Annotated in this window: 25 protein-coding genes; 17 read left to right on the top strand and 8 right to left on the bottom strand. The window is 68.7% G+C overall.

What is annotated here, in order from left to right:
* Window positions 1-12: 12 nt before the first annotated feature.
* Together ABQJ56_RS00265 and ABQJ56_RS00260 are read left to right on the top strand one after the other, a co-directional pair.
* Window positions 13-750 (top strand): hypothetical protein, encoded by a 738-nt coding sequence (locus ABQJ56_RS00265; RefSeq protein ID WP_437343377.1) that lies wholly within the window; start codon window positions 13-15, stop codon window positions 748-750.
* A 150-nt stretch (window positions 751-900) separates the two neighbouring features.
* Window positions 901-1,353, top strand: coding sequence for a DUF6491 family protein (locus ABQJ56_RS00260; protein ID WP_367842980.1), 453 nt, complete (start codon window positions 901-903; stop codon window positions 1,351-1,353).
* A 6-nt stretch (window positions 1,354-1,359) separates the two neighbouring features.
* Here the strand turns inward: ABQJ56_RS00260 and ABQJ56_RS00255 are convergent, their stop codons facing one another.
* Window positions 1,360-1,773 carry a universal stress protein gene (locus ABQJ56_RS00255; RefSeq protein WP_367842979.1) on the bottom strand — a complete coding sequence of 138 codons (414 nt, stop codon included), beginning with the start codon at window positions 1,771-1,773 and terminating at the stop codon, window positions 1,360-1,362.
* A 202-nt stretch (window positions 1,774-1,975) separates the two neighbouring features.
* On the opposite strand from ABQJ56_RS00255, the gene ABQJ56_RS00250 reads away from it, so the two are divergent.
* The 9 genes from ABQJ56_RS00250 to ABQJ56_RS00210 all read left to right on the top strand — a co-directional run bounded on the left by ABQJ56_RS00250 (window position 1,976) and on the right by ABQJ56_RS00210 (window position 8,492).
* Window positions 1,976-2,434 (top strand): hypothetical protein, encoded by a 459-nt coding sequence (locus tag ABQJ56_RS00250; protein WP_367842978.1) that lies wholly within the window; start codon window positions 1,976-1,978, stop codon window positions 2,432-2,434.
* Between the two features lie 98 nt (window positions 2,435-2,532).
* Window positions 2,533-3,075 (top strand): peroxiredoxin, encoded by a 543-nt coding sequence (locus ABQJ56_RS00245; RefSeq protein ID WP_367842977.1) that lies wholly within the window; start codon window positions 2,533-2,535, stop codon window positions 3,073-3,075.
* On the top strand, window positions 3,075-3,620 hold the full coding sequence (locus ABQJ56_RS00240; protein WP_367842976.1) for a hypothetical protein: 546 nt from the start codon (window positions 3,075-3,077) through the stop codon (window positions 3,618-3,620). Before ABQJ56_RS00245 ends, ABQJ56_RS00240 begins: the two co-directional genes overlap by 1 nt.
* Window positions 3,621-3,681: 61 nt before the next feature.
* On the top strand, window positions 3,682-4,518 hold the full coding sequence (locus ABQJ56_RS00235) for an energy transducer TonB (protein ID WP_367842975.1): 837 nt from the start codon (window positions 3,682-3,684) through the stop codon (window positions 4,516-4,518).
* Between the two features lie 112 nt (window positions 4,519-4,630).
* Entirely contained in the window at window positions 4,631-5,383 is a 753-nt protein-coding gene (locus ABQJ56_RS00230) for a DUF2884 family protein (protein WP_367842974.1), read from the top strand.
* Between the two features lie 88 nt (window positions 5,384-5,471).
* Window positions 5,472-5,963: a DUF2383 domain-containing protein gene (locus tag ABQJ56_RS00225; protein ID WP_367842973.1), complete on the top strand. Its 492-nt coding sequence runs from the start codon at window positions 5,472-5,474 to the stop codon at window positions 5,961-5,963.
* Window positions 5,964-6,125: 162 nt separating this feature from the next.
* Window positions 6,126-6,452, top strand: coding sequence for a DUF2845 domain-containing protein (locus ABQJ56_RS00220; protein ID WP_367842972.1), 327 nt, complete (start codon window positions 6,126-6,128; stop codon window positions 6,450-6,452).
* Between the two features lie 147 nt (window positions 6,453-6,599).
* Window positions 6,600-7,421 carry a DUF2884 family protein gene (locus ABQJ56_RS00215; RefSeq protein ID WP_367842971.1) on the top strand — a complete coding sequence of 274 codons (822 nt, stop codon included), beginning with the start codon at window positions 6,600-6,602 and terminating at the stop codon, window positions 7,419-7,421.
* Between the two features lie 225 nt (window positions 7,422-7,646).
* Window positions 7,647-8,492, top strand: a complete 846-nt coding sequence (locus tag ABQJ56_RS00210) for a mechanosensitive ion channel family protein (protein ID WP_367842970.1) — start codon at window positions 7,647-7,649, stop codon at window positions 8,490-8,492.
* Between the two features lie 219 nt (window positions 8,493-8,711).
* On the opposite strand, the gene ABQJ56_RS00205 is transcribed toward ABQJ56_RS00210, so the two are convergent.
* Both ABQJ56_RS00205 and ABQJ56_RS00200 read right to left on the bottom strand, forming a co-directional pair.
* Complete coding sequence (locus tag ABQJ56_RS00205; protein WP_367842969.1) at window positions 8,712-12,296, bottom strand: ABC transporter permease/M1 family aminopeptidase; 3,585 nt, start codon at window positions 12,294-12,296, stop codon at window positions 8,712-8,714.
* Between the two features lie 25 nt (window positions 12,297-12,321).
* Complete coding sequence (locus tag ABQJ56_RS00200) at window positions 12,322-13,206, bottom strand: ABC transporter ATP-binding protein (RefSeq protein ID WP_367842968.1); 885 nt, start codon at window positions 13,204-13,206, stop codon at window positions 12,322-12,324.
* A 233-nt stretch (window positions 13,207-13,439) separates the two neighbouring features.
* On the opposite strand from ABQJ56_RS00200, the gene aceF reads away from it, so the two are divergent.
* Both aceF and lpdA read left to right on the top strand, forming a co-directional pair.
* A complete protein-coding gene (gene aceF / locus ABQJ56_RS00195; RefSeq protein ID WP_367842967.1) occupies window positions 13,440-15,134 on the top strand; it encodes a dihydrolipoyllysine-residue acetyltransferase in 1,695 nt (564 codons plus the stop codon).
* Between the two features lie 116 nt (window positions 15,135-15,250).
* Entirely contained in the window at window positions 15,251-17,062 is a 1,812-nt protein-coding gene (lpdA, locus tag ABQJ56_RS00190; protein WP_367842966.1) for a dihydrolipoyl dehydrogenase, read from the top strand.
* Between the two features lie 80 nt (window positions 17,063-17,142).
* Here the strand turns inward: lpdA and ABQJ56_RS00185 are convergent, their stop codons facing one another.
* Window positions 17,143-17,835, bottom strand: a complete 693-nt coding sequence (locus ABQJ56_RS00185; RefSeq protein ID WP_367842965.1) for a hypothetical protein — start codon at window positions 17,833-17,835, stop codon at window positions 17,143-17,145.
* A gap of 173 nt (window positions 17,836-18,008) precedes the next feature.
* Here ABQJ56_RS00185 and dapB point away from each other — a divergent pair, with 173 nt between their 5' ends.
* Window positions 18,009-18,809, top strand: a complete 801-nt coding sequence (gene dapB, locus ABQJ56_RS00180) for a 4-hydroxy-tetrahydrodipicolinate reductase (protein WP_367842964.1) — start codon at window positions 18,009-18,011, stop codon at window positions 18,807-18,809.
* Window positions 18,810-18,833: 24 nt separating this feature from the next.
* On the opposite strand, the gene ABQJ56_RS00175 is transcribed toward dapB, so the two are convergent.
* From ABQJ56_RS00175 to ABQJ56_RS00160, 4 genes are all read right to left on the bottom strand, one after another.
* Window positions 18,834-19,529, bottom strand: a complete 696-nt coding sequence (locus tag ABQJ56_RS00175) for a hypothetical protein (protein WP_367842963.1) — start codon at window positions 19,527-19,529, stop codon at window positions 18,834-18,836.
* A 92-nt stretch (window positions 19,530-19,621) separates the two neighbouring features.
* Entirely contained in the window at window positions 19,622-20,305 is a 684-nt protein-coding gene (locus ABQJ56_RS00170) for a hypothetical protein (protein ID WP_367842962.1), read from the bottom strand.
* A gap of 94 nt (window positions 20,306-20,399) precedes the next feature.
* A complete protein-coding gene (locus tag ABQJ56_RS00165; protein WP_367842961.1) occupies window positions 20,400-20,867 on the bottom strand; it encodes a hypothetical protein in 468 nt (155 codons plus the stop codon).
* Window positions 20,864-21,439, bottom strand: coding sequence for an RNA polymerase sigma factor (locus ABQJ56_RS00160; protein WP_367842960.1), 576 nt, complete (start codon window positions 21,437-21,439; stop codon window positions 20,864-20,866). The genes ABQJ56_RS00165 and ABQJ56_RS00160 overlap by 4 nt, the downstream gene beginning before the upstream one ends.
* A 120-nt stretch (window positions 21,440-21,559) precedes the next feature.
* Here ABQJ56_RS00160 and ABQJ56_RS00155 point away from each other — a divergent pair, with 120 nt between their 5' ends.
* From ABQJ56_RS00155 to ABQJ56_RS00145, 3 genes are all read left to right on the top strand, one after another.
* Entirely contained in the window at window positions 21,560-21,886 is a 327-nt protein-coding gene (locus ABQJ56_RS00155) for a DUF6249 domain-containing protein (protein ID WP_367842959.1), read from the top strand.
* 338 nt (window positions 21,887-22,224) lie between these two features.
* On the top strand, window positions 22,225-23,187 hold the full coding sequence (locus tag ABQJ56_RS00150) for an ABC transporter ATP-binding protein (RefSeq protein WP_367842958.1): 963 nt from the start codon (window positions 22,225-22,227) through the stop codon (window positions 23,185-23,187).
* On the top strand, window positions 23,184-24,500 hold the full coding sequence (locus tag ABQJ56_RS00145; RefSeq protein ID WP_367842957.1) for an ABC transporter permease: 1,317 nt from the start codon (window positions 23,184-23,186) through the stop codon (window positions 24,498-24,500). Before ABQJ56_RS00150 ends, ABQJ56_RS00145 begins: the two co-directional genes overlap by 4 nt.
* The last annotated feature ends 7 nt before the right edge of the window (window positions 24,501-24,507 follow it).

Below are 24,507 nucleotides of genomic sequence, written 5' to 3'. Positions count from 1 at the left end.
GATGCCCCGCCGATGATGATACTGCCGTCGCGTCACCGCCTTGCCGTCGCCGCCCTTGCCGGCGCGCTGATCCTCGCCGGCTGCTCGCAGAGCAGCGCGCCCGCGCCGAGTGCCGCGCAACAGCAGGCCCAGGCCCAGGCCGCGGAAGCGGCGCGCAGCCTCGATACCTACCGTCAGCTGCTGCGCATCCACAACGACCAGATGGCGGTGGAGATGGGCAAGGACATCGTGCAGCGTTTCCCGGACAGCGCGGCGGCGAAGGAGGTGCAGCAGACCCTGCCCGGGATCGAGAAGCGCTGGAAGGAGAACAGCGAGAAGACCCGCCTCGCCGCATTGTGGCAATACCAGGTGGCGCCAATGGCCGGCGGCACCCAGTCCACCGCGGCGACCTACGACAGCCAGCCCGCCGGCGTGCACGTGCGGCTGGTGCTGCGCCGGCACACCAGCTGGGGCCAGAGCGCGTTCCTGTTCAATGATGGCCGCGGCGGCTTCGTCTGCAAGGGCGAGTGTACCGTCGCCGCGAAGTTCGACGACAAGGTGCACGCGATCAAGGCCTACGCGCCCTCCACCGGCGAGCCGGCGCTGATGATCCGCGACGACAAGGCCTTCATCGCGCTGCTGGAGAAGGCGAAGAAGATCAGCCTGCCGGTCACCCTGCAGGATGGCGAGAAGAAGGTGGAGCTGGTCTACGAGGTCGGCGGCTTCGTGCCGGACCAGTGGCAGGCGCTGCCGAAGAAGGGCAGGAAATAGAGGGGCGAGGGACAAGCGGAGAGGAGCGAGCGAAGAACCGGACCTGCTTGCTCCCGCTCCTCGACTTCTCTTCACCCGCTTCCCGTTTCCCGGTGCACCCGCCCGCCATTCATGCGTTCCGGTGCGTACCGACGAGTGGAGGATGCAGACATGTCCTGCAAGGCTTCGTGGATGGCCATCGCACTGGCTGCGGTGCTGAGTGCGTGTTCCAGCGTGCCGTATGCGCAGCGGATGGCCCGGCGCCAGGCCGCCTACGCGGCGGCGGCCGGCGCGCCGGTGCGCAGCTTTCATTTCTACAACCTGTATTCGTGGGAGCCGCTGGGCGACAGCCAGGTGGCCGTCTACACCCAGGTCAACCGCGCCTGGCTGCTGGACGTGAGCCTCTGCCAGAACCTGGAATTCGCCAACGCGATCGGGCTCACCTCCTTCGGGGGCGCCGTCTCGGTGAACTTCGACAAGGTGCTTGTCGGTCGCGGCTATCCGCCGTGCTTCATCACGAGGATCCGCCCGGTCGACGTGGCGAAGCTGAAACTGGAACAGCAGGCGCAGCGCAAGATCGATGCGGCGCCGCGCGAACAGGGTTCGGCGCCCGCCGGCCGCTGAATCGGGTCAGCGCACCACGGTCACCGGCACGTGGGCGCGGGCCAGCACGTTGGTGGAGACCGAACCGAGCAGCCAGCGCGCCAGCGCGCCGCGCTCGGTATGACCGATCACGATGTGGTCGATGCCGTGCTGGCCGACCTGGCCGAGCAGCACGTCGCCGGGGCTGCCGTGGGTCAGCTCGACATCGGCGAGGCTGGCGGCGTCCGGCGCGATCGTGGCCAGTTCGTCCTTCAGTTCCTGCATGCGCTGGGTGCCGGAGTCCGTCATCATCAGTGCGCAGGTGTCGCCGCCCTCGGCCACCTGCAGCACCGACACCACGCGCACCCGCCCGCCGCAGGTGCGCGCCAGTTCCATCGCGAACGCGAACGCGCGGCGTGCGGCGTCCGAGCCGTCGTAACCGACCAGTGAATACTTGGGCATGCCTGCTCCTGTAGCGGCGGAACATCGCTGGATGGCGATGAAGTCTGAACGGCGCCGCGTTAGCGAAACATCAAGATGAACGGGTGCGGGCACGGCTCACATGCCCGTCACGGGAAGCTGCCGAAGCTGGAGCACACGTTCCTCCGGACGGCCGGATGGAGACGGATCCCGCGCCAGATTGCCCCACTGTAAGGAGAAGACGATGAGCAAGCACACACTCGCCCTGACCGCCGCCCTGCTGCTGGGCGCAGGTGTACTGACGGCCTTGCCGGTTGCGCCCGCGTACGCCGCGCAGGCGAACGTGAAATGCCATCTCGACTTCAGCCTGTCAGGCTGGTCGATCATCTACAAGCACGCCGAGGGCAGCGGCGTCGTGCGCTGCGACAACGGCCAGCAGGCTTCGGTGAAGATCTCGGTGGTGGGCGGAGGCCTCACCGCCGGCAAGTACCGCATCGACCACGGTACCGGTGACATCACCCATGTGCGCGGCATCGATGACGTGTTCGGTGATTACGCCCAGGCCGGCGCCGAAGCCGGCGTGGTGAAGAGCGGCACCGCCCAGGTGCTGACCAAGGGCACCACCTCGCTGGCGCTGGCCGGCCACGGCGAGGGCATCAACCTCGGCGTGTCGATAGGCAAGTTCACCATCAGCCGCCGCTGAGCCACACCGCCAGGTCGACGCGAAGGGCGCCCGCGCGGCGCCCTTCGCGTGCATCGCGGCGTACACTGGAAGGAGCCGTCCCTTTCCGGAGAATCGCCATGCGCCGCCTGCCGCTGTTGTTCGCGCTGGTCTTGTTGTGCGGCCTGCTCGCCGTCCCCGTGCTCGCTGCCGATGCGCCGCCCCGGGTCGGCGCATCGGCGCCCGCTTTCCGCCTGCAGGACCAGGACGGCCACTGGCGCAGTCCCGCCGACTATCACGGCCACTGGCTGGTGTTGTACTTCTACCCCAAGGACTTCACTCCCGGCTGCACCACCGAGGTCTGCACCTTCCGCGACGACGTCGCCAAGCTGCGCCAGGCCGGCGCCTCGGTGGTGGGCGTGAGCCTGGACGACATGAAGTCGCATGCCGACTTCGCCGCCAAGTACCACGTGCCGTTCCCGCTGCTGGCCGACACCGGGCGCCAGGCGGCCACCGAATACGGCGTGCTTTCCTCGATGGTGGGCATGCACTACGCCAGGCGCACCACGTTCCTGGTCGACCCGCAGGGCAGGATCGCCAAGGTCTACACCGACGTCGACCCCAAGGCGAACTCCAGCCAGGTGCTGATCGATCTTGCCGCGATGAAGAAGGCGGCGCCCTGATGGCAGTGATGACCCGGGCCGAACCCGGCTCCGCTCCTCGCGGTTTCGCAGCCTGGCGGGTGGCGGTATGGCTGGTATTGCTGCTCGCCGCATTCGGCTGCGTGCAGTACCTCGGCCACGCGCAGTTGCTGTGGGCGCAACGGACGAGCCTGTCGCCCGCCGACACCGTCGCGATGCACCACATGCTGGCCTGGGACATCGGCTACCTGCTGGCCGCGTTCGCGCTGATCGTGCTGTGCGCCGGCTGCATCCTGCGCCAGGCCTGGGCACGCACACCGCTGCGCGTGGCCCTGGGCGTGCTGGTGCTGTGGGCGCTGGTCAGCGGAGGCATGATGCTGGCGCAGTGGCCGCAGTTCGACCGCGCCAGCGCCGAGGCCCTGGCCCAGCTCGGCAGCGATGCCACCCTGCGCAACGCAGTGGTGCATGCCCGGCGCGTCTATCGCATCACGCTGGCGCTGAAGGCCGTCGCGATCCCCGTGCTGTTGTGGCTGGCCTGGCGGCTGGGCGCGCCCGCGGTGCGCATGCAGTTCCGGCATCGCCGCTGAGCCGGGCCGATGTGGTGCGTGTTTCCATGGCATGAAGTCGTTCAACAGGGAGGGTGTGGACGTGAAACGCTGGTTGCTGTGTTGCGCAGGCATGGTGTTGTCGATGGCGGCGCTGGCTGCCAGCCCGCAAGATGGGTCGGTACGGGCGAGCATGCTGGTCACCGGCACGATCGTGGAGGTACGGGATGGGAGCGTGGCGTCCTGCACCATCGACCACCCTGAAAAGCTGCCGCCTGCGGTCGGGAGTCTGCTGACCAGCGCCATTCCGACATGGAAGTTCGATCCCATGGCGACGGATGGCAAGGCCACGGCGGCCAGGGTGCCGATTGCTGTTCGCGTGGTGGCGACAACGCTGGGCGAAGACAAGGTTCGCCTTGAGATCGAAGGGGTTCATTTCGGTCCGCAAGACCATCATCCCGGCATTGCGGTGGTGAAACAGGAGAAGCCGGTCTACCCGCCGGCGGCGGAGCGCGCGCTGGTATATGGCACGGTTTATCTGGCCATGCGGGTGGATCCGGCCGGCAAGGTGACCGATGCCGCCGTACAGCAGGTGGACATGGGCGTGGTCAAGCGCGACGCCGAGCTGAATCATTGGCGGGAGCTGCTCGGCAGGGCTTCCAGGGAGGCTGCGAGCCAATGGGTCTTCACTCCTGCGAGCGATGCGACCAGGCCTTATCGCATCGTCAGGACGTCGTTCACGTTTGCCTTGAACGCGATCGGAGGCGGAAGCACGAAGCCGGCTTATGGGCAGTGGAACGTCTACGAGCCCGGTCCGGTACAGCCGGTCCCGTGGCTGGACGACAAGCAGGCGACGGGTGGTGTGGATGCCCTGCCCGATGGCGACATCGATCTGGTCGGGCAGGGCTTGCACGTGCGGGCACAGCAGTCGCGAATCTGAGCTGGTGGCAGGGACGTTTCCGGACCTTCCTGGTGGTGGAGCGGCGACGTGTTCAGCATGGGTTGACCCCGCAGCGGTTATCGGTGCGCCGTCTCGTCCGCGGAATCCCTCGATGCGCCTCCGTCGTCTGCCGCTGTTCCTGCTGCCACTGCTTGCCGTGTTGCCGCTGCAGGCACAGGACCTGGCCGCCACCTGCCACGCCACCAGCAGCTACGACGTGACCCTGCGGCCGGGTAGCGTGTTGTTCGACCGTCCCTCGCCCGCACCCACGCAAGTGGAGTTGAGCCGGGGCACGCTGCGCACCGACGGTGCGGCGGTGCCGCTGAGTGCCGAGGAGCAGGATCGCCTGAGCCTGTTCGAGCGCGACCTGCGTGCGCTGGCGCCGCGCGTGCGCACGGTGGCGCAGCACGGCGTGGACATCGCGGTGCAGGGTCTGCGCGAGGAAGCGGCTGGCATGGGCCTGGGCACGGACACGCGGGTGCAACTGGACCAACGGCTGGCGGCGGACGCGGCCAGCCTCAAGCGGCGCATCGCGGCCAGCAACAGCACGCACGACTGGCAGGGCGGCGCGATGGACCAGACCATCAACCAGGTCGAGGGCGACCTGTTGCCGCTGATCGCCGGCGACCTCGGCCAGCAGGCGCTGAATGCCGCGATGAGCGGCGACCTGCAGACGGCCGCCGCGTTGCGCGACCGCGCGACGAATCTGGCCACGCAACTGGAGCCGCGCATGCGCCAGCGGATGCAGGCGCTGCGGCCGCAGATCGAAGCCCTGTGCCCGGCGATCCGGCAACTGGCCACGTTGCAGCAGGGTGTGCGCGACCACCGCGGCCGCCCGCTGGACCTGTTGCAGATCGGCAACTGAACGAGGCTGCGGCGGGTTGCCGCCAACAGGCATCCGGCTGCGGCGGACGATCAACTCCGCGCACGGATTAATCTCCGGCTAAGTAGCCATGGACGAGGATGGCGCCATCTTCTCTGCCCGCCCGCCGGGGGCGAACGTGATATCGAGCGTCACCCGCACTACCTGCAATCAGCTGATTCGCCGTGGCATCGACCTGTGCCACCTGTATCGTCACGCCTCCCTGATGGTGAGCGAACCCGGCCTGCGCGCGGTGCTCGGCGAGGAAGCCCAGGCGCTCGCCACCCTGGTCGTCGAGTTGCAGCACGAGGTGGAACTGGCTGGCGGCGAACCGCGCAGGCACGGGAGTTGGGGAGCCGCGTTGCGCTGCCGGATGGTGGATGGCATGGCGCGAGTCTCCGCGCGACGCGACAACGCCTGGATCCATGCCCTGGCGCAGGACGAAAGTGCCATGTTGCGTGCCTTCGAGCACGCGGTCGCCCATCTGCCGGAGGAGTCTGCCCAGGGCTTGCGCCGACAGCTGCCGCGCTTGCGCGGCATCCATCTGGACATGCACAGCCTGGACGGCGCCGCGCATTCCTGAAGGCGTGAGCAGGCTCTCGGGCCGCGATCCGTGGCGTGCGACTACGCGGTGGCGCGCGCTGCGCCCACCCGGTTTCCGGCATCCGGCCGTGACGAGCGCCGCCACGGCCGGGCTAGCCTGCGTGACAGGGCGCAGCCGCGCCGGTCACATGGGGAACCTGTCATGCACCATCACCGGTCGGCGGGCCTGCTGGCCTGCATCCTGTTCGCCTGCGCCACTGCGGCACCGGCCTCCGACAGCCTGCGCGTGGGCAACCGCGTGCTGGTGGTGGGCGACAGCGCGGTCACGGTGACCGCGCTGCTCGGCAAGCCTTCGCACAAATCGCACCGCAATGTTCCCCGCGGCGGCAGTCGCCGTGGCAAGCGCGCGCGCACGACGGCGGGCGACGCTGCGCGCGGCGAGCAATGGCAGTACCGGCGCGACGGCCGGGTAATCGTGGTCACCCTGGTCGACGGCCGCGTCAGCGACATCGACGAGCGCAGCCGCTGACGGTCCCCGCGTCGCGACGACCGTGACTGATGGCAGGGCATGACGCATGGCGCATGCCGCTGCAGGCCGTGTGGTCAAACCTTGCGGACGAGCCGGCGCATGCATGCCGGCATCGGGCCGCGAGGTCCGCGCCACGGGAGGTTCCTCATGTCCAGACACGGCACGGTCGCGGCACTCGTCCTTGCCATCGGTCTCGCCCTCGGCCCGCAGGTGCAGGCGGCCGGGGTCGATGTCCATGGCGGGCAGTGCGGCTACGACAGCAACTATGACGTGCGGGTGACGCCGGCCGGCATCGATTTCAGCCGCCGCGGTGCGCAACCGGCGCAGGTCTTCATGCACGACGGCGTGCTGCGCGTCGATGGCCGGCCGGTCGCGGTGTCGTCGGACGACGCGTCGCGGCTGCGCCGCTACGAGGCCGACATGCGCACCCTGCTGCCCGGGATGGCCGGTGTCGCCCACGAGGCGGTGGGCATCGCGTTCGATGCCCTGGCCACGGTGGCCGCCACGCTGGGTGGCAGCCCGCGCCATCGCGATGCGCTGGTGCGCCAGCTCAACCAGTCGCGGGTGGAGGCGCTGCACGGGATGGAGGCCAGCATCAACGCCGATCACTGGAGCCGGCAGGACTTCGCCGACGCGATCGAACAGCCGGTCACCGCGGCCAGCAACCAGCTGGCCGGCGCACTGACGCGCAGCGTGATGTGGTCGCTGTTCACCGGGCGCGCCAGCGAGCTGGAGGCCCGGGCCGATACGGTCGACCAGTCGATGGAAAAGGAAATGCAGGCGCGCTCGGGCCAGCTGGAGGCGCGCGCCAGGGCGATCTGCCCACGCCTGGCGGAGCTGAACGATCTGCAGCAGCAGTTCCGTTTCCGTCTCGCCGACGGCCAGCCGTTGCAATTGCTGACGGACAACCGGGACCGCAAGGGCAGGGATAGCCAGAGCAGCGCTGGCGACGAGGTCGCCAGGCGCTGATACACCCAGACCCGTGCGCTCCCCGCACGGTGGCATGCCGCGCCCGGCGTGATGCCGCCCGCGGCATTTTTTTGTGACCGCCATCCGTGGCGATCGCCGTTCGGGCCATCGCTGCGCGATGTCATGTCGCTCCCGGTGATTCCTTGCACGGCACCCGCAGGGACGGGGACGCGACGGACACGATCCGGCTGCTAGGCTCGTCGCCAGTCTTTCCGGGTGACCGCCATGCACGAACTGTTGAAGCGCCTTGCCTCCGTCGATCTCTCCGCCATCGCGGCCAACGTCGGCCCGCGCCTGCTGGGCGCGCTGCTGATCCTGCTGATCGGTGCATGGCTGGCTGCACGACTGGCGAATTTCATCCAGCGTGCGTTGCGCCGCGCGAAGGTGGACGACACCCTGGGCGGCTTCCTGCGCAACCTGGTCTACGGCGTGCTGGTCGTGGTGCTGGTGGCGATGGCGCTGGCCGCGCTGGGTGTATCGCCGGCGCCGATGGTGGCCGCGCTGGGCACGGCGGGACTGGCGATCGGCCTGGCCTTGCAAGGCTCGCTCTCCAACCTCGCCTGGGGCGTGCTGCTGATCATGTTCCGGCCGTTCCGGGTGGGCGACTACGTCACCGCAGGCAGCATCGAGGGTACGGTCGAGAGCATCAACCTGATGCACACCTTGCTGGTATTGCCGGACAACCGCGAGGCGATCGTGCCGAACGCCAAGGTGGGCAGCGATGCCATCCTCAACTTCAACCGCCGCGGTACGCGCCGGATCGACCTGAAGATCGGCGTGAGCTGGCGCGACGACCTCACGCAGGCGATGGCCACGCTGCAGCAGCTGCTGGCGGACGAGCCGCTGCTGCTGGCAGAACCCGCGCCGAGCGTGTGGGTGGACGGCATCGCTGGCCAGACCGTGACCCTGCTGCTGCGCGGCTGGGCGAAGAGTGACGACACGTCGGCCGCGCAGACCGCACTGCTGTGCGCGGTGAAGCGGCGCATCGACGTCGGCGAGCTCAGCCTGCCGACGAGCGCGCATGAGGTGAGCGTGGTGCAGGGGGCGGTGAAGGGTGGTACGGGAACGTGACGACGTCGGGTGCGCTGGCGCGAGCGACAGCGCGGTTTTGAACTGCTGCCGCGGTCTGGGTGGCTACCCTTTTGCTTGTCCAAGCGAGAAGTCACTCGGGCGTCGGCAGGCGCACGAAACCGCTTTGTTCCTCGTGCAACCATCAACTCCCGCCAGCAGCGCGATCCGCTTCTGGGTCGAGGTGCCAGCGCCTCCGGTTGCCGGGCCTCCGGCCCCTCTCTACTGCAACGTCACCGCCTTGCGGTTGTCGCCGGGCACCTTGTCGATCAGCTCGTTGTATGGATCGATGCCGGCCATCGCGGGCTTGCCGTCCACGGTCACGGTGAGGGTGCTGTCGCCGTCGGGCAGCATGCGCTTTTCGAGATAAAGCGGCTTGCCGTCCCTGCCGTCGCCGGGCGCGGCGGCGAACACGCCGATGGCGATCGGTATGTTCGGCGCGGCCGGGGTTTCCTTGCCCTTGCCGTCGGCCCAGGTCATGCCGGCATGCACCTTCATCGTCACCTGGTACCTGCCGTCCGGCAGCTTCCTGGCGGCGGCGTCCAGCATGCGGTCGTCGAACAGGGTGATCTTCCAGAAGAAGTCGTCCAGCAGCGGCTGCCACTTCGGACCCAGCGCGGCGGACAACGCGTCCATGAATTCCCTCGAGGTGGTGTAGGGCGGCTGCTGGAAGCCCTTGTCGATGAGGAATTGCTTCAGGATCGCGTCGAGCCTGTCCTCGCCCACGTAGTCCTGCAGCGCGTAGAAGATCAGCGAGCCCTTGTTGTAGTGGATGTACTGCTCGTTCTCCACCTTCGCCAGCGGCTGCTCGGCCACCTTGTCGGTGGCGCGTCCCGCCAGGTACCTGTCCAGCTCGTACTTCAGGAACTTGCGCATCTGGTCGGCGCCGTACTTGTGCTTCATCACCATCAGCGCGCTGTACTGCGCCAGCGATTCGCTGAGCATGGTCGAGCCCTGCATGTTCGCGCCGATCACCCGGTGCGCCCACCACTGGTGCGCCACCTCGTGCGCGGTGACGTAGTACACGTAGTCGATCAGGCCCTGGTCGCGCAGGTCGGCGATGAAGCCGATCGATTCGGAGAACGGGATGGTGTTGGCGAAGCTCTGCGCGAACGAGGCGTAGCCGGGGAACTCCAGGATGCGCAGCTGCCTGAACTGGTACGGCGTGTAGTGGCTGTCGTAGTAGTCCAGCGAATCTTTCGCACCCTCGATCATGCGATCCACGTTCCAGGCGTGCGCGGGGTTGTAGTAGACCGAGATCTTCACGCCCTTCCAGTCCACGCTCCTCACCGCGTAGCGCGCGGAAAGATACGAGTAGAAGTTCAGCATCGGCTGCTGCATCACGTAGTGGAAGTAACGGCGGTTGCCTTGCGTCCACTCCTTCTGCAGCGTACCCGGCGCCAGCGCGATCTGGTCGGCGGCGGTGGAGACGGTGGTGTCGAAGCGGATCCAGTCGGCGTCGTTCGAGATGTAGGTGTTGGCGCGCGCCTTCGGGTCGCCCAGTGGAGGCATGCGCGGCACGTCCGGCTTCAGGCCGTACTTGCGGCGGTCGTTGCGGTCGGTGAGCTGGTTGCCGTCCTGGTAGCCGAACTGCGGCAGTCTGCTGCTGTTGAAGAACGTGCCGTTGTGCACCAGGAAGGTCTCGCCGGTGCCGTTGGTGAAGCCCTTCGGCGCGTAGTCGATCCCGAAATCGAACGGCATCGAGGCACCGGGGGCGAGCGGAGTCTTCAGCCGGTAGATCGCCACGCCGAGGCGCCGGTCGAAGCTCACGGTGTCGTGCGGCGCGAAGGCCAGCGTCTTTGGCACGAAGCCGTCGGCGTAGTTCACCAGCAGCTCGGTCACCGGCACGGCGAGCTTGTTGACCAGGGTGTAATGCGCGCGAATGAACAGCTTGCGCTGGTAGGGGCGGATGTCCACGTCGGCCTGCACCGCGGTGATGCGCGGCTGCGGCAGGTCGGCGTACTTCGCGTACTGCTTCTCGTAGTCGGCCTGCTCGCGTTTCTGCGTCGAGCCGCTCTCGTAGTGGTTGAGCACGTTGGTGTTGTAGAAAATCCAGCCGCCCAGGCCCGCGAAGCCCAGCAGGGCGGCGATCGAGACCGTCGCCGTCGTGGCATGCAACCGCGCGCGCGCCTCGCGCCAGCGTTCGCGCCAGCCCTGGCCGGTGCCGCGCACCCACAGCAGCGCGGCCAGCACCAGCAACACCAGCGCGAGGCAGCCCCAGTAGGCGTAGAACCACAGCGCGCCGACCAGGAAATGGCCGAAACCGTTCAGGTCCGAATACGGCACGTCGGGTGCGCCGGCGTAGTCGTACAGGTTGTGGTCCCAGTGCAGCCAGGGCAGGGCGAGCTGGCTGATGAACCAGAGGATCACCAGCAGGTAGCCGAGGTAGCGGTTGTTGGTGGCCACCTGCAGGAACAGCGCCAGCACCGCCAGGAGCACCAGCGGAATCGCCTGCAACGCCAGCGTGCCGAGATACAGGCCCGGTTCGATGTGCGTGTAGCCATGCGCCAGCTGCCAGCCGATGCCGAACAACGCGCCGGCGAGCAGGTACAGCGCGATCACCGCGAGCAGCGCACCCAGCTTGGCGGCCAGCGAAATCCAGTCGGGCAGGGGGAGCGCATCGCCCACCTCGGCGCTGCGCTGGACGCGCTCGCGCCACACCAGTTCACCGGCGTAGAACATCACGATCACGTACAGCAGCCAGTGCGAGCTGCCCGCGGCCATGTCCAGCACGCTGTGCGTCACCGGGTACGTGGCGGTGCCGTAGATGCGTCCCGACAACGCCAGCGTGAACACCAGGTTGATCAGGCCGAAGGCCACCATCACCAGGAACGGCACGCCGCGCAGCACGCTCCAGGTATCGAATGCCGTCAATCGCCGCAGCTGGACCAGCCGTGCGCGCCAGTCGTCGGCCAGCGTCGCCCTGGGCAGGGTGGCCGTGGCGGCCGCGGCGGCCGGGCGCAGCATCGGCGGTTCGGCACGCGGGGCACGGCGGCGCAGCCTGAGGCCCTCGCGGTCGGCCCGGAACAGGGCGAACGCGGTGCCGGCCAGCAGGATGGCCACGCCCGTCCACAGCAGCCGGTTGAACAGCAGCAGGCCGCGCAACCGCGGCAGCTGGTGATTGGTCTGCTCCGGCGTCCAGTAGCGCGTGACGATCTGCAGCGTGCGGCTGCCGAACGGGTCGAGGATGGCGGCCAGCGTGTAGTGGTTCACGTCCTGGGTGAGCAGCCGGGCGATGGACAGCAGCACGATGAAGGCAAGCACGCCGATCAGCGTGGCCAGCAGCGAGCGCGTGGCGGTGGCGAGCAGGAACAGCGCCGCGGCGATGAACAGCAGGTTCGGCAGCATCATCACGCCGAACGCCCAGGCGTAGCCGCGCCAGTCCGGCGGGCCCAGCCGCGCCGCGTCGATCCACGGCATGCTGCCGCCGGCGGCCAGCGCCAGCGCGCACAGCAGCATGATCGCCGCCATCACCAGCAGCCCGGCGGCGAAGCGCCCGCCCAGGTAGTCGCGCTTGCGCAGCGGCGTGGAGAACACCAGCTCGGCGGTGCCGAAGTCGAAGTCGCGCAGCGCGGCGCCCGCCACGAAGGCGGCCGCCAGCAGCATGCACAGCGGCGCGAGCGCGTTGAGCAGGCGCACGATCACCAGTGGCGCATTGCGCAGCACGTTGCCGCTGGCGCCGCCCGCGACCACCGCGTCGGTGCCGGTGAGGACGAAGGCCAGCCCCGCGAATACCGCGGCGATGATCCAGAACAGCGGTGCCTTCAGTTGCTGGCGCAGTTCGAAGCGGAGGATCTCGTAGAACATGGTTTCCCGTCCCGCAGGCGAGGTGTCAGGCGGCACGGGCGGTGGCCTGCGCGCGCAGGCGGCCGAAGTACACGTCCTCCAGGTCGGGGGCGACCGGCTCGAAACCCGTCTCGGGCAGGTTGTCGGCCAGCACGTGCAGCAGGGTGCGGCCGCCGGCGAGGCGGGTGGAGAGGATGTTCATGCGGGCGCGATAGCCGTCCAGTTCGGTCTTGTCGATCGTGCGCCGCCAGACCCGGCCTTCCAGCGCGCGGATCGCCTCGTGCGGCTCGCCGGCCAGCAGCAGCTGGCCCTGGCCGATGATCGCCATGTGCCGGCAGAGGTCGGTGACGTCCTCCACGATGTGGGTGGACAGGATCACCACCACGCGCTCGCCGATCTCGGCGAGCAGGTTCAGGAAACGGTTGCGCTCCTCGGGGTCCAGGCCCGCGGTGGGCTCGTCCACGATCACCAGCCGCGGGTCGCCGATCAGCGCCTGGGCGATGCCGAAGCGCTGGCGCATGCCGCCGGAGAAGCTGCCAAGCTTGCGCTTGCGCACGTCCCACAGGTTCACCTGGCGCAGCAGCGCCTCCACCAGCTCGCGCCGTTCGCCTTTCGCGATGGCGCCCTTCAGCACCGCGAAGTGGTCGAGCATCGCCTCGGCCGAGACCTTGGGGTACACGCCGAATTCCTGCGGCAGGTAGCCGAGCAGGCGGCGGGTGGCCTGCTTGTCGGCCAGCAGGTCCATGTCGCCGAGCCGGATCGAACCCTCGTCCGGCTCCTGCAGCGTGGCGATGGTGCGCATCAGCGAGGATTTGCCCGCGCCGTTGGGCCCCAGCAGGCCGAACATGCCGTTGGGGATGTCCAGCGAGATGTCGCGCAGCGCGCGCACGCCGTTGGCGTAAGTCTTGGACAGCTGGCGGATGCTGAGCATGGCTTCCCTTGCGCCGTGGGCGGAGATCGCGGATGGGCACAGTGTGGCCGAGCCGGTCCGGATGCCGCATGGGCCTCACGTCACGGGACTTTCGTCACGTCGTGCATACGTATGCGCATGCCCGTCATTTGGTCGCAAGTGCTGCCGCTGCGCCCACCCGTTCGCTATGATGGAAGCCTTGCGGCCGCCCCTGTCCCCCGCGCGGTCTGCCCTCGCCATTCGCAGGAGACACCATGGCCGACACCCAAGAAGCCCGCGTACCCGACATCGGCGGCCACGACAACGTGCCGGTGATCGAGGTGATGATCAAGCCCGGTGACCGGGTGGAGAAGGAGCAGAGCCTGATCACGCTGGAGTCGGACAAGGCCACGATGGAAGTGCCCGCGCCGTTCGCCGGCACGGTGAAGGAAGTGAAGCTGAAGGTGGGCGACGAGGTCTCCGAGGGCGCGGTGATCGCGCTGATCGAGGCCGACGGCGCCGCCGCGAAGCCGGCTGCAGCGCCCGCGCCGGCACCGGCGGAAGCCCCGAAGCCGGCGGCTCCCGCGAGCCCCGCCCCCTCACCCCAGCCCTCTCCCCAGAGGGGAGAGGGGGCAGGAAGCGGTGTGCGCGAGGCCCGCGTGCCCGACATCGGCGGCCACGAGGGCGTGCCGGTGATCGAGGTGCTGGTGAAGGCCGGCGACACCGTGACCAAGGACCAGGGCCTGGTCACGCTGGAATCGGACAAGGCGACGATGGAAGTGCCCGCGCCGTTTTCCGGCGTGGTGAAGGAAATGAAGCTGAAGGTGGGCGACGAGGTCTCCGAGGGCGCGCTGATCGCGCTGATCGAGAGCGCGGACGGTGGCGCTGCCGCGCCGGCCCCCGCGGCGCCTGCACCGGCCAGGGCCGAGGCCCCGGAGGCGGCGGAAGCGCCCGCGCCGGCCAGCCGCCGCCCCGAGCCGGGCCATGCGCCGGAGGGCGACGTGTCGCCGCAGGCGCGCCCGCCGTTCGACGCCAACATCGTGATGCCGGGCGACGCGCCCTACGCCAGTCCCGCGGTGCGCGCGTTCGCACGCGAGCTGGGCGTGGACATCGCCCAGGTGAAGGGCAGCGCGCGCGGCGGCCGCATCGTGCGCGAGGACATCAGCGCCTACGTCAAGCACGCGCTGGCCTCCGGTGCACGGCCGGTGAGCGGTGGCGCCGTGGCGGCGGGTGGCGGCCTCAACCTGCTGCCGTGGCCCAAGGTGGACTTCAGCAAGTTCGGCGCGGTCGAGGAGAAGCCGCTGTCGCGCATCCAGAAGATCTCCGGCGCCAACCTCGCGCGCAACTGGGCGATGATCCCGCACGTCACCCAGCACGAGGACGCCGACATCACCGAGCTGGAAGCGTTCCGCAAGAAGCTCGGCGAAGAGAACAAGGATCTCAAGATCACTCCGCTGGTGTTCCAGATGAAGGCGGTGGTGGCGGCGCTGAAGGAATACCCGCAGTTCAACGCCTCGCTGGACGAGACCGGCGAGAAGCTGATCCTCAAGAAGTACTTCCACGTCGGCATCGCGGTGGACACGCCCGACGGCCTGGTGGTGCCGGTGATCCGCGACGTGGACAAGAAGGGCCTGCTCGACCTCGCCCGCGAACTCGGCGAGATCTCCAAGAAGGCGCGCGACAAGAAGCTGGGTCCGAGCGACATGTCCGGCGGCTGCTTCTCGATCAGCTCGCTGGGCGGCATCGGCGGCACCGCGTTCACGCCCATCGTCAACGCGCCGGAGGTGGCCATCCTCGGCGTCTCCAAGGCCTCGATCAGGCCGGTGTGGAACGGCAAGGAATTCGCGCCGCGGCTGATGCTGCCGCTGTCGCTGTCCTACGACCACCGCGTGATCGACGGCGCGCTCGCCGCCCGCTTCGCGGTGTTCGTGGCCAAACAGCTCGGCGACATCCGCCGCCTGCTGCTCTGACGCTCCGCTTTCCCCTCCCCCGTAAACAAGATGGGTAAACGGGGGAGCGGGCAGGGCGAGGGGCGGGTGCTCGCGGCATCGTCCCATCGAGCGAAAAGATTGACGAAGGATTCCCCATGGCGAACACGATCGAAGTGAAAGTCCCCGACATCGGCGGCCACGACAACGTGCCGGTGATCGAGGTGCTGGTGAAGGCCGGCGACACCGTGACGAAGGAGCAGAGCCTGATCACGCTGGAGTCGGACAAGGCGACGATGGAGGTTCCTTCCAGCGCTGCCGGCACGGTCAAGGAACTCAAGGTCAAGGTGGGCGACGAGGTGTCCGAGGGCGCGGTGATCCTGCTTCTGGAAGTCGCCGGCGCCGCCACTTCTCCCTCTCCCCTCAGGGGAGAGGGTCGGGGTGAGGGGGCAGCCTCGCCGAGCGCCTCCGCAAGCCCCGGCCCCGCACCTCAATCCTCTCCCCGGAGGGGAGAGGAGGCGAAGGTGCCGCAGGCGGCGGCTGTTACCGGAAAAGAGCCGGACATCTCCTGCCAGCTCGTCGTGCTCGGCTCCGGCCCCGGCGGCTACTCCGCCGCGTTCCGCGCCGCCGACCTCGGTCTCGACACCGTGCTGGTGGAGCGCTACGACACGCTGGGCGGCGTCTGCCTCAACGTGGGCTGCATTCCGTCCAAGGCGCTGCTGCACGCCGCCGCGGTGATCGACGAGGCCGAGGCGATGGCCGCGCACGGCGTCAGCTTCGGCAAGCCGAAGCTCGACATCGACAAGCTGCGCGACTTCAAGTCCAAGGTGGTCGGCCAGCTCACCGGTGGCCTCGCCGGCATGGCGAAGCAGCGCAAGGTGCGCACGGTGGTCGGCACCGGCAGCTTCGTGTCGCCGCACGAGATGGAAGTCCAGACGGCCGAAGGCACGAAGCTGGTCCGCTTCGAGCAGGCCATCATCGCCGCCGGCTCGCAGTCGGTGAAGCTGCCCGCGTTCCCGTGGGACGACGAGCGCGTGATGGATTCCACCGGCGCGCTGGAGATGAAGGACGTGCCCGGTAGGCTGCTGGTCGTCGGCGGCGGCATCATCGGCCTGGAAATGGCCACGGTGTATGCCGCGCTGGGCAGCGAGGTGACCGTGGTCGAGTTCATGGACCAGATCATCCCCGGCGCCGACGCCGACCTGGTGAAGCCGCTGGCCAGGCGCCTGGGCGGCAAGGTCAAGGGCATCCACCTCAAGACCAAGGTGACCGAGGCCAAGGCCGGCAAGAAGGGCATCGAGGTCAAGTACGAAGGCGAGAGCATCCCCGAGACCAGCGTGTTCGACCGCGTGCTGGTGGCGGTGGGCCGTTCGCCCAACGGCAAGAAGATCGGCGCGGAGAAGGCCGGCGTGGCGGTGACCGAGCGCGGCTTCATCAACGTCGACACGCAGCTGCGCACCAACGTGCCGCACATCTTCGCCATCGGCGACATCGTGGGCCAGCCCATGCTGGCGCACAAGGCGGTGCACGAGGCGCACGTGGCGGCGGAAGTCGCGGCGGGCCACAAGGCGCACTTCGACGCGCGGGTGATCCCGTCGGTGGCCTTCACGAATCCCGAAGTGGCCTGGGTGGGTGTCACCGAGCGCGAGGCGAAGGAGAAGGGCCTCAAGGTGGGCGTGGGCAAGTTCCCGTGGGCCGCTTCTGGCCGCGCCATCGGCATTGCGCGCACCGAGGGCTTCACCAAGCTGATCTTCGACGAGGCGACGCATCGCATCGTCGGCGGCGCCGTGGTGGGCGTGAACGCGGGCGACCTGATTTCCGAGCTGGCGCTGGCGGTGGAGATGGGTGCCGAGGCGGCCGACATCGCGCTCACCGTGCACCCGCATCCCACGCTGGGTGAATCGGTGGGCATGGCGGCCGAGGTCTACGAAGGCACCATCACCGACCTCTACATCCCGAAGAAAAAGTAAGCCTCACCCGATCCACAAAAAGCCCGGCTTCGGCCGGGCTTTTTCGTGAAAGCATCAATTGCCGCGAGGAAGGGCGATGTTCAGCGCCGGGACGGAGCGGCCGCCGCAGCGACGAGGTCGGGCAGCTCGAGTTTGAATCCGTGTTCCAGGGAATCCAGCGCGACGACCGTGTCGCCTAGCGAAGAGTCCATGGAATTCACGGCGTTCATCATCTCGATCGGCTGGATCGTACCGGCCTTCAGTCCGGCATCGACGTCGTTCATCCTCGAGCCCTGCAGGTTGACGCTGGTGTTGAACACGATGCGTCGTTCGAATTCGCTCTGGTCGGCATAGATCGTGGCGTAGCGGCGCAGGCGGTTGGCGTCGATCCAGCTGGCCGACTGGTTGGCGACAGCCACGTCCCACGCCTCGTGGCGCATCTCGGGCAAGTACAACCCGAGATAGAGCTGGCCCTTCGTCAGCGCGTCGACGTGCTGCCTGACGGTCGCGGCATCGGCGCCGTTCTTCACTGCCTGGATCAGATAGTCGTCCAGCTGCGTGAGTACCTTCAGGCGCTGCACATCGGCATCGTGCATCTTGCGGATGTCGGCAAGGTTTGCGCTCAGCTCCGCCTCGATCTGCGCGCTGGCCGTGGCCGCCGCATGGGCGTGGTGGGCGTGCTCGATCCATGCCTCCAGCCCCAGCGCGGTGAGGATGCTGAGCACGATCATCAGGTAGTGCCTGGCGAAATCCCTGAAGGATTCCAGTCGGGTGTTCGGCGGTTCGATGTGCATGGGGTCTCCGACGGGTGCGGGCCGGCTGCAGAGCGTAGCGGATCGTCCGGCACGTGGCGGCGGGCATGACGGCCGATGCCGGCGCGGATACCATCGCAGGACGCTGCGTGTCGATGAAGGCATGCGATGGCCGTGTCGCGTTCTGGTGCGACACGCGAATCTGGGAGGTGACCATGTCGCTGAAGGTATGTCTTGCCGGCGCCACTGGCTGGGCCGGTTCGGAACTGGCGCGCGGCGTTGCCGCCCATGCGGATCTGCAGCTGGTTGCCGCGGTGTCGCGCCGGCATGCCGGCCACCGCCTGGGCGCGGCCCTGGGGGAGGCCGCCATCGCCACGCCGGTATTCGCCAGTGCAATCGAGGCGCTGGCGGTGCCCTGCGACGTGTTCGTCGAATACACGCACCCCGACACGGCGCGGGCGAACATCCTCGCCGCGTTGGAACACGGCGCCCACGTGGTGGTGGGCACCTCGGGCCTCACCGACGAGGACTATGCGCGCATCGACGCCGCGGCACGTGAGCGCGGCCGCGGCGTGCTCGCCTGCGGCAACTTCGCGCTCACCGCGGTGCTGCTGATCAAGTTCTCCGAGATGGCGGCGAAGATCCTGCCGCAGTGGGAGATCATCGACTACGCCTACGCCGGCAAGCCGGACGCGCCCAGCGGCACCGTGCGCGAGCTGGCCACGCGCATGGGCAAGGTGCGCCAGCCGCGGCTGGAAGTGCCGCTGGAAGAAACCCGCGGCCTGCGCGAGACGCGCGGCGGCACCCTGGCCGGCAGCCAGGTGCATGCGGTGCGCCTGCCCGGCTTCGTGCTCGGCGCCGAGACGATCTTCGGCCTGCCGGACCAGACCCTCAGCCTTCGCCACAACGCGGGCGGCAGCGCGAAACCCTACGTGGACGGCGCGCTGCTGGCGATCCGCAAGGTGCCCGGCCTTGTCGGCCTGCACCGCGGGCTGGACGCGGTGCTGGAGTTCTGAGCGCGGCGGTATTCCGGTGCCGGATCAGCCGTGCGCGGCTGCTTTGGTGCCGCCCTGGTCCGCGGGCGGCAATGCCGCTTCGAGCTGCTTCTCGAGTATGTGCAGATTCTGTGTGGTCTGATCGATCATTGCGCGCATCTGGCTGACGACGTGCAGGAATTGGCGTGGCTGCACCGCCCCGGTAGCCAGATCGGCAACGGTGTCCACCATGCCCGTGCCGTTCATCAGGATCGCGGTGTCCTCGTGCATCATGTTCAGGCTGTCGCGGGTGTTGGCGTAGGCGGTGGCATAGCGCTGCATGCGGGCGCGATCGATCCAGCTGGCCGACTGGTTGGCCACCGCCACGTCCCAGGCTTCGTGGCGCAGCGTGGGGAATTGCAGGTTCAGGTCGAACCCCCCGGCGGTCAGGGCGAGGATGTGCTGTTGCGCCACGTCGTCGGGGACGTGTGCCTTGAGGTCCTGGATCACCGTATCGCGGATCTTGTCGAGCTTCTGCAGCTGCCTGGCATCCCGCTGCACGTCGATGTCGACTTCGGCCAGGTTCTGCCGGATCTCGGCCTCGATCTGCGCGCTGGCCGTGGCCGCCGCATGCGCATGATTCGTGTGCTCGATCCACGCTTCCAGCCCCAGCGCGGTGAGGATGCTGAGCACGATCATCAGGTAGTGCCTGGCGAAATCCTTGAAGGACGCCAGCCGGGTGTTCGGCGGTTCGATATGCATGGTGTCTCCGGGGATGGCCGGGTCGGCAGCGAAGCGTAGCGGATTGCCCGGCCGGGGTGCCGCGCGCGGCGTGGCCGGGGGTTGCGGCAGGCTCAGTCGTGCGCCCCGCTGTCCGCGTCCTTGCCGAGATCGGTGACCAGGTGGTTCTCCAGTTGCCGGAGATGCGACTGCGCTTCCAGCGAGGTGTGCAGCATCTGGCGCACGGTGCTGGCGAACTCCAGCGGGTCGACAGGCGCGCCGAAGTCCACGCGCACGCGCAGGCGTTCCATGGTGGGCACGTCGAGCAGGGCGATGCCGTCGTGCGAGAACCAGTTCGAGGTTTCGCGCAGGTCGGCATAGGCCTCGGAATAGCTGCGCAGCCGGGCGTCATCGATCCAGCCCGCCGACTGGTTGGCCACTGCCACGTCCCAGGACTGCGAGGCGAACGTCGGCCAGTTGATGCTCAGCTTGTAGGCGTCCTTCTGCGCCTGGATGTGCTGGTTGATCGTCGCGGCGGGCAGGTTGCCGCGGATGTCCCTGGTGAGGGACTCGTCGAGCTGCTGCAGCGGGGCGAGCAGGTCCTGGTTGGTCTTGATCGACTTGCGTGTGTCCGCCAGGTTCGCCAGCAGTTCGGCACGGATGTGCAGGCTGGCCTGCTCGGCCGCGCGGACGTGGTGGGCGTGCTCGATCCATGCCTCCAGCCCCAGCGCGGTGAGGATGCTGAGCACGATCATCAGGTAGTGCCTGGCGAAATCCTTGAAGGATGCCAGCCGGGTATTCGGCAATTCGAGGTGCATGGGATCTCCGACGGAAGCGCGATCGGCTGCGAAGCGTAGCGGATCGTCCGGCCCGTGTTTGAAAAGCGCGCAGGAGCCGCGCCGGGGCGACGGCTCAGGTGGCCGGGTCGTGTGCGCGCCGTTGCCACAGCCCCAGCAGCCATGACGCGCCGAGGCAGCCGCCCAGCGCCAGCAGCCAGCCGGTTGCCGGGGTGCCGGATGCCGGCAGCAGGCCGCGGAAGGCAGGCAGCCACGCGCTGCCGTAGTCCACGAGCATCACGCCGCCGGCGACCAGCAGCGTGGCCGCGAGCACGCCCGCCAGGGTGGACTCGAAGCGCGTATCGGCGGCGGGCCGCCGGACCGGCAGGGTGGCGACCTGCGCGGCCACCTGCCGCGCGAAATCCGCCGGCAGCGCCACCGGCGCGGGGGTGCGCAACGTCCGCGCCAGCAGACGGTAACGGCGCACGCGGGCGTCGCCGGCAGCCGGGTCGAGGCCGAGACGCTCGGCTTGCAGGGCATGTTCCTGCGCCTGCCATTCGCGTTCGCGGGCCGCGTCGTCGAAGGTGGGAATGTCGTGGTTCATGCTGCGACTCCCGTCCGGGCCTCCAGCGCCTCGCGCAGGCGCAGGCGTGACCGGAACAAGTGGCTCTTGATGGTACCGCTGGCGAGCCCGGTGATGTGGGCGATCTCGGGGATGGTGTTTTCCTCGAGGTAGTACAGGGTCAGCACCGTGCGCTGCAGGGGCGGCAGCGCCTCGATGGCCTCGTGCAGGAGCGCGGCGATTTCCTCGTCCGCGCAGGCGGCTTCCAGGTTGAAGTCGTCGGCGACGCTTTCGGTCGGCGGCCAGCCCTCGTCGTCGTGCGCTTCGACCAGCGGGATGCGCTTGCGTTGCAGGTGGCGCAGGGCGATGTGGTAGGCCACGCGGCCGATCCAGGATTTCAGCGCGCTCTCGCCGCGGTACTGGTGCAGGCACCGGTGCACGCGCAGGAAGGTGTCCTGGCACAGCTCGCGCGTGTCCTCCGGGTTGCGCACCATGCGCTGGATGATGTGCCAGCACAGCCCCTGGTGCTCGCGCACGAGGCGTTCGAACGCGCCCGGCCGCTGGGCCAGCACGGCGTCGACCAGTTCGCGGTCGGGGTCGTGAATGTCATCCATGGCATGTGGGATACATGCACGCGCGCAACGGTTGCAATGCGCCGGCTGCAACCGTTCGCCGGCGGGCGGTATCCATGTTCCCGAAACCCCTCATCACCCTTTCCCGTCACGGAGGTACCCATGGATATCGGCATCTTGGTCCCGATCGCGCTGTTTGTCTGCATCACCTACGCCATCAAGGTCTGCGTGGACGCGATGGCGCGGCGGCGCATGCTGGAGGCCGGCGGCTCGGCCGAGCTGGTCAATTCGGTGCTGCGCGACGAGGAGCTGCGCCGGCGCCATTCCTCGCTGCGCTGGGGCATCGTGCTGCTGTCGGTGGCGCTGGGCTTCGGCCTGATCCAGTGGTTCGGCTGGCAGGAGGTCACCCCCGGCATGGTCGCCGTGCTGGCGGGCGCCACCGGCCTCGGCAACCTGGTGTTCTTCGCGATCTCGCGCAAGCTGGGTTAGGCGCCGCCGCCGCGCGGTCGCCGGCGCCGACAGGACTGCTGACGGCAAGGGCCGGATCTCGCGATCCGGCCCTTGCTGCGCAGGGTGATGCGGGAAGCCCGGTGCCATTGCGGGCCTTGGCGCGGCCGTTGGCCTTTGTTCTTGTGGCCGGCGACCAGGGCGTGCGTTGCATGGTTGCGCGCAGCCCATGCCGCACCGGCATTCCGTCGCCTCTGCCGGAGCGTGTGCCGGCCGCGGGCATGTGCCCGCGGGTGCCGGAGGACAGTTTGTACGCCATCCCGCGCGTGCTAGCTTGCGCGACTAGGGCCGGGGGGCCCGGCAGCAAGGGAGATCTGCACGTGTCCACGCCCAGCGTCAGCGTCGAATCGGTGACCAAGCGGTTCGCCGGCCATACCGCGGTCAGCGGTTTGTCGTTGCAGGTGCCGTCCGGCGGCATCTACGGCCTGCTCGGCCCCAACGGCGCCGGCAAGTCCACCACCATCCGCCTCATCATGAGCATCCTGGCGCCGGACGAGGGGCGCATCGCGCTGTTCGGCGCCAGCCAGAACAGCCGCGACCTGTCGGCGCGCATCGGCTACCTGCCCGAGGAGCGCGGCCTGTACAAGAAGATGAAGGTGCTCGACCACCTGGTGTTCCTGGGCGAGGTGAAGGGCATCCCGCGCGTCGAGGCCAGGCGTCGCGCGCAGGCGTGGCTGGAGCGCCTCGAGATCGCCGGCTGGGCGCAGAAGAAGGTGGAGGATCTCTCCAAGGGCATGCAGCAGAAGGTGCAGTTCGCCGGCGCGCTGCTGCACGAGCCGGAGCTGGTGATCCTGGACGAACCGTTCTCCGGCCTCGACCCGATCAACGCGCAGGCGATGAAGGACATCGTGGTGGAGATCGCCGCCAGCGGCCGCACCGTGCTGTTCTCCACCCACGTGATGGAGCAGGCCGAGCGCATGTGCGACCGCGTGGCGATCATCGCGCACGGCAAGCTGGTGGTGAACGGCACGGTGGCGCAGGTGAAGGCCGACTTCGGCGGCCGCCACGTGGCGCTGGGTTTTGCGCGCGACCGCCACCACGCCGATGCGATCCTCGCGGACCCGCGCCTGGTGGCGCGGCTGGACGACTACGGCGCCAGCGCCGAGCTGAAGATGGCCGAAGGCGCGGACCCCGAGCACCTGCTGGCCGCGCTGGTCGGCGCCGGCGTGGGCCTGCGCCGCTTCGAGGTGGTGGAGCCTTCGCTGCACGCCATCTTCGTCGCCAAGGTCGGGGCCGACCCCGATGCCACTCCACTGCCTGCCGTCGCCGGAGCCGCCGCATGAACAAGACCCTTGCCGTGATCCGCCGCGAGTACGTGGAGCGCGTGCGCACCCGGGCGTTCCTGATCTCCACCCTGCTGCTGCCGGTGTTCATGCTGGCGATGGCCGTGTTGCCCGCCCTGCTGATGAGCGGCGGCGACCACACCAGCCGCGTGGCGGTGGTGGACGCCTCCGGCAGCGGCCTGGGCCAGCCGGTGGTGGCCACGCTCGATGCCGCCACCATCGGCGACGGCAAGGCGGCCAAGCCACGCTACGAGGCGACGCTGTTTCCCGCCGGTGCCGCGAACCTCGGCCAGGTGCGCGACGGCCTGATCGCCAAGGCCGGCTTCGCGAAGGGCAAGACGGCGGACGGCTGGGACGGCGTGCTGGTGCTCGATGCCGACACCCTGGCCAGCGGCAAGCTGCACTACTACGGCGACAACGTCAGCTCGCCCGAGGGCATGAGCCGGCTGCAGCGCGACATTTCCGAGGCGCTGGCCGGCGTGCGCCTGGCGCATGCCGGCGTGGATCGGTCGCTGGTCACCAAGGCGATGGCGCCGGCGGATCTGGACACCGCCAAGGTCACCGACGGCAAGCTCACCGGGCAGAGCGGCGAGGCTTCGTTCGCGCTTGCCTATGCGATGGGCTTCCTCCTCTACATCGCCATCATCTCCTACGGCAGCCGCACGCTCACCTCGGTGATCGAGGAAAAGAACTCGCGCATCATGGAGGTGCTCACCTCCTCGCTCACCCCGTTCCAGATGCTGATGGGCAAGGTGCTGGGCGTGGGGCTGGCCGGCCTGACCCAGATGGGGATCTGGGTGGGCACCGCCTTCGTGCTCGGCAGCCAGGGCCCGCACCTGGCCGGCGCGTTCGGCATGGGGGGAGCCGCCGCGGGCAAGTTCGCCATTCCCGGCATGCCGCCGGCGCTGCTGGTGGTGTTCCTGGTCTACTTCACGCTGGGCTTCCTGATCTACGGCTCGCTGTACGCGGCGATCGGCGCGATGTGCAACTCCATCCAGGAGGCCCAGCAATACGCGGTCTTCGTCACGATGAGCATCCTCGTGGGCTTCATGTCGATGTTCGGCCTGATCAACGACCCCTCGGGCGCGCTGGGCACCACGATGTCCTTCATCCCGTTCTTCGCCCCGTTCACCATGCCGGTGCGCTGGTCGATGACCGCGGTGCCGCCGCTGCAGCTGGCGCTGTCGCTGGGCCTGATGGTGCTGGGCCTGCTGGGCTGCGTGTGGCTGGCCGCGCGCATCTACCGCACCGGCATCCTGATGTACGGCAAGAAGCCCACCTGGGGCGAGCTGTGGCGGTGGATCCGCGCGTGAACATCCC

Origin of the sequence: Rhodanobacter geophilus (genome assembly GCF_040812275.1) — a bacterium.
In the GTDB taxonomy this organism is placed as follows: Bacteria; Pseudomonadota; Gammaproteobacteria; order Xanthomonadales; family Rhodanobacteraceae; genus Rhodanobacter_A; species Rhodanobacter_A geophilus.
The sequence above is the reverse complement of the archived record's forward strand: the minus strand, read 5'-3'. Positions and strand labels throughout refer to the sequence as shown.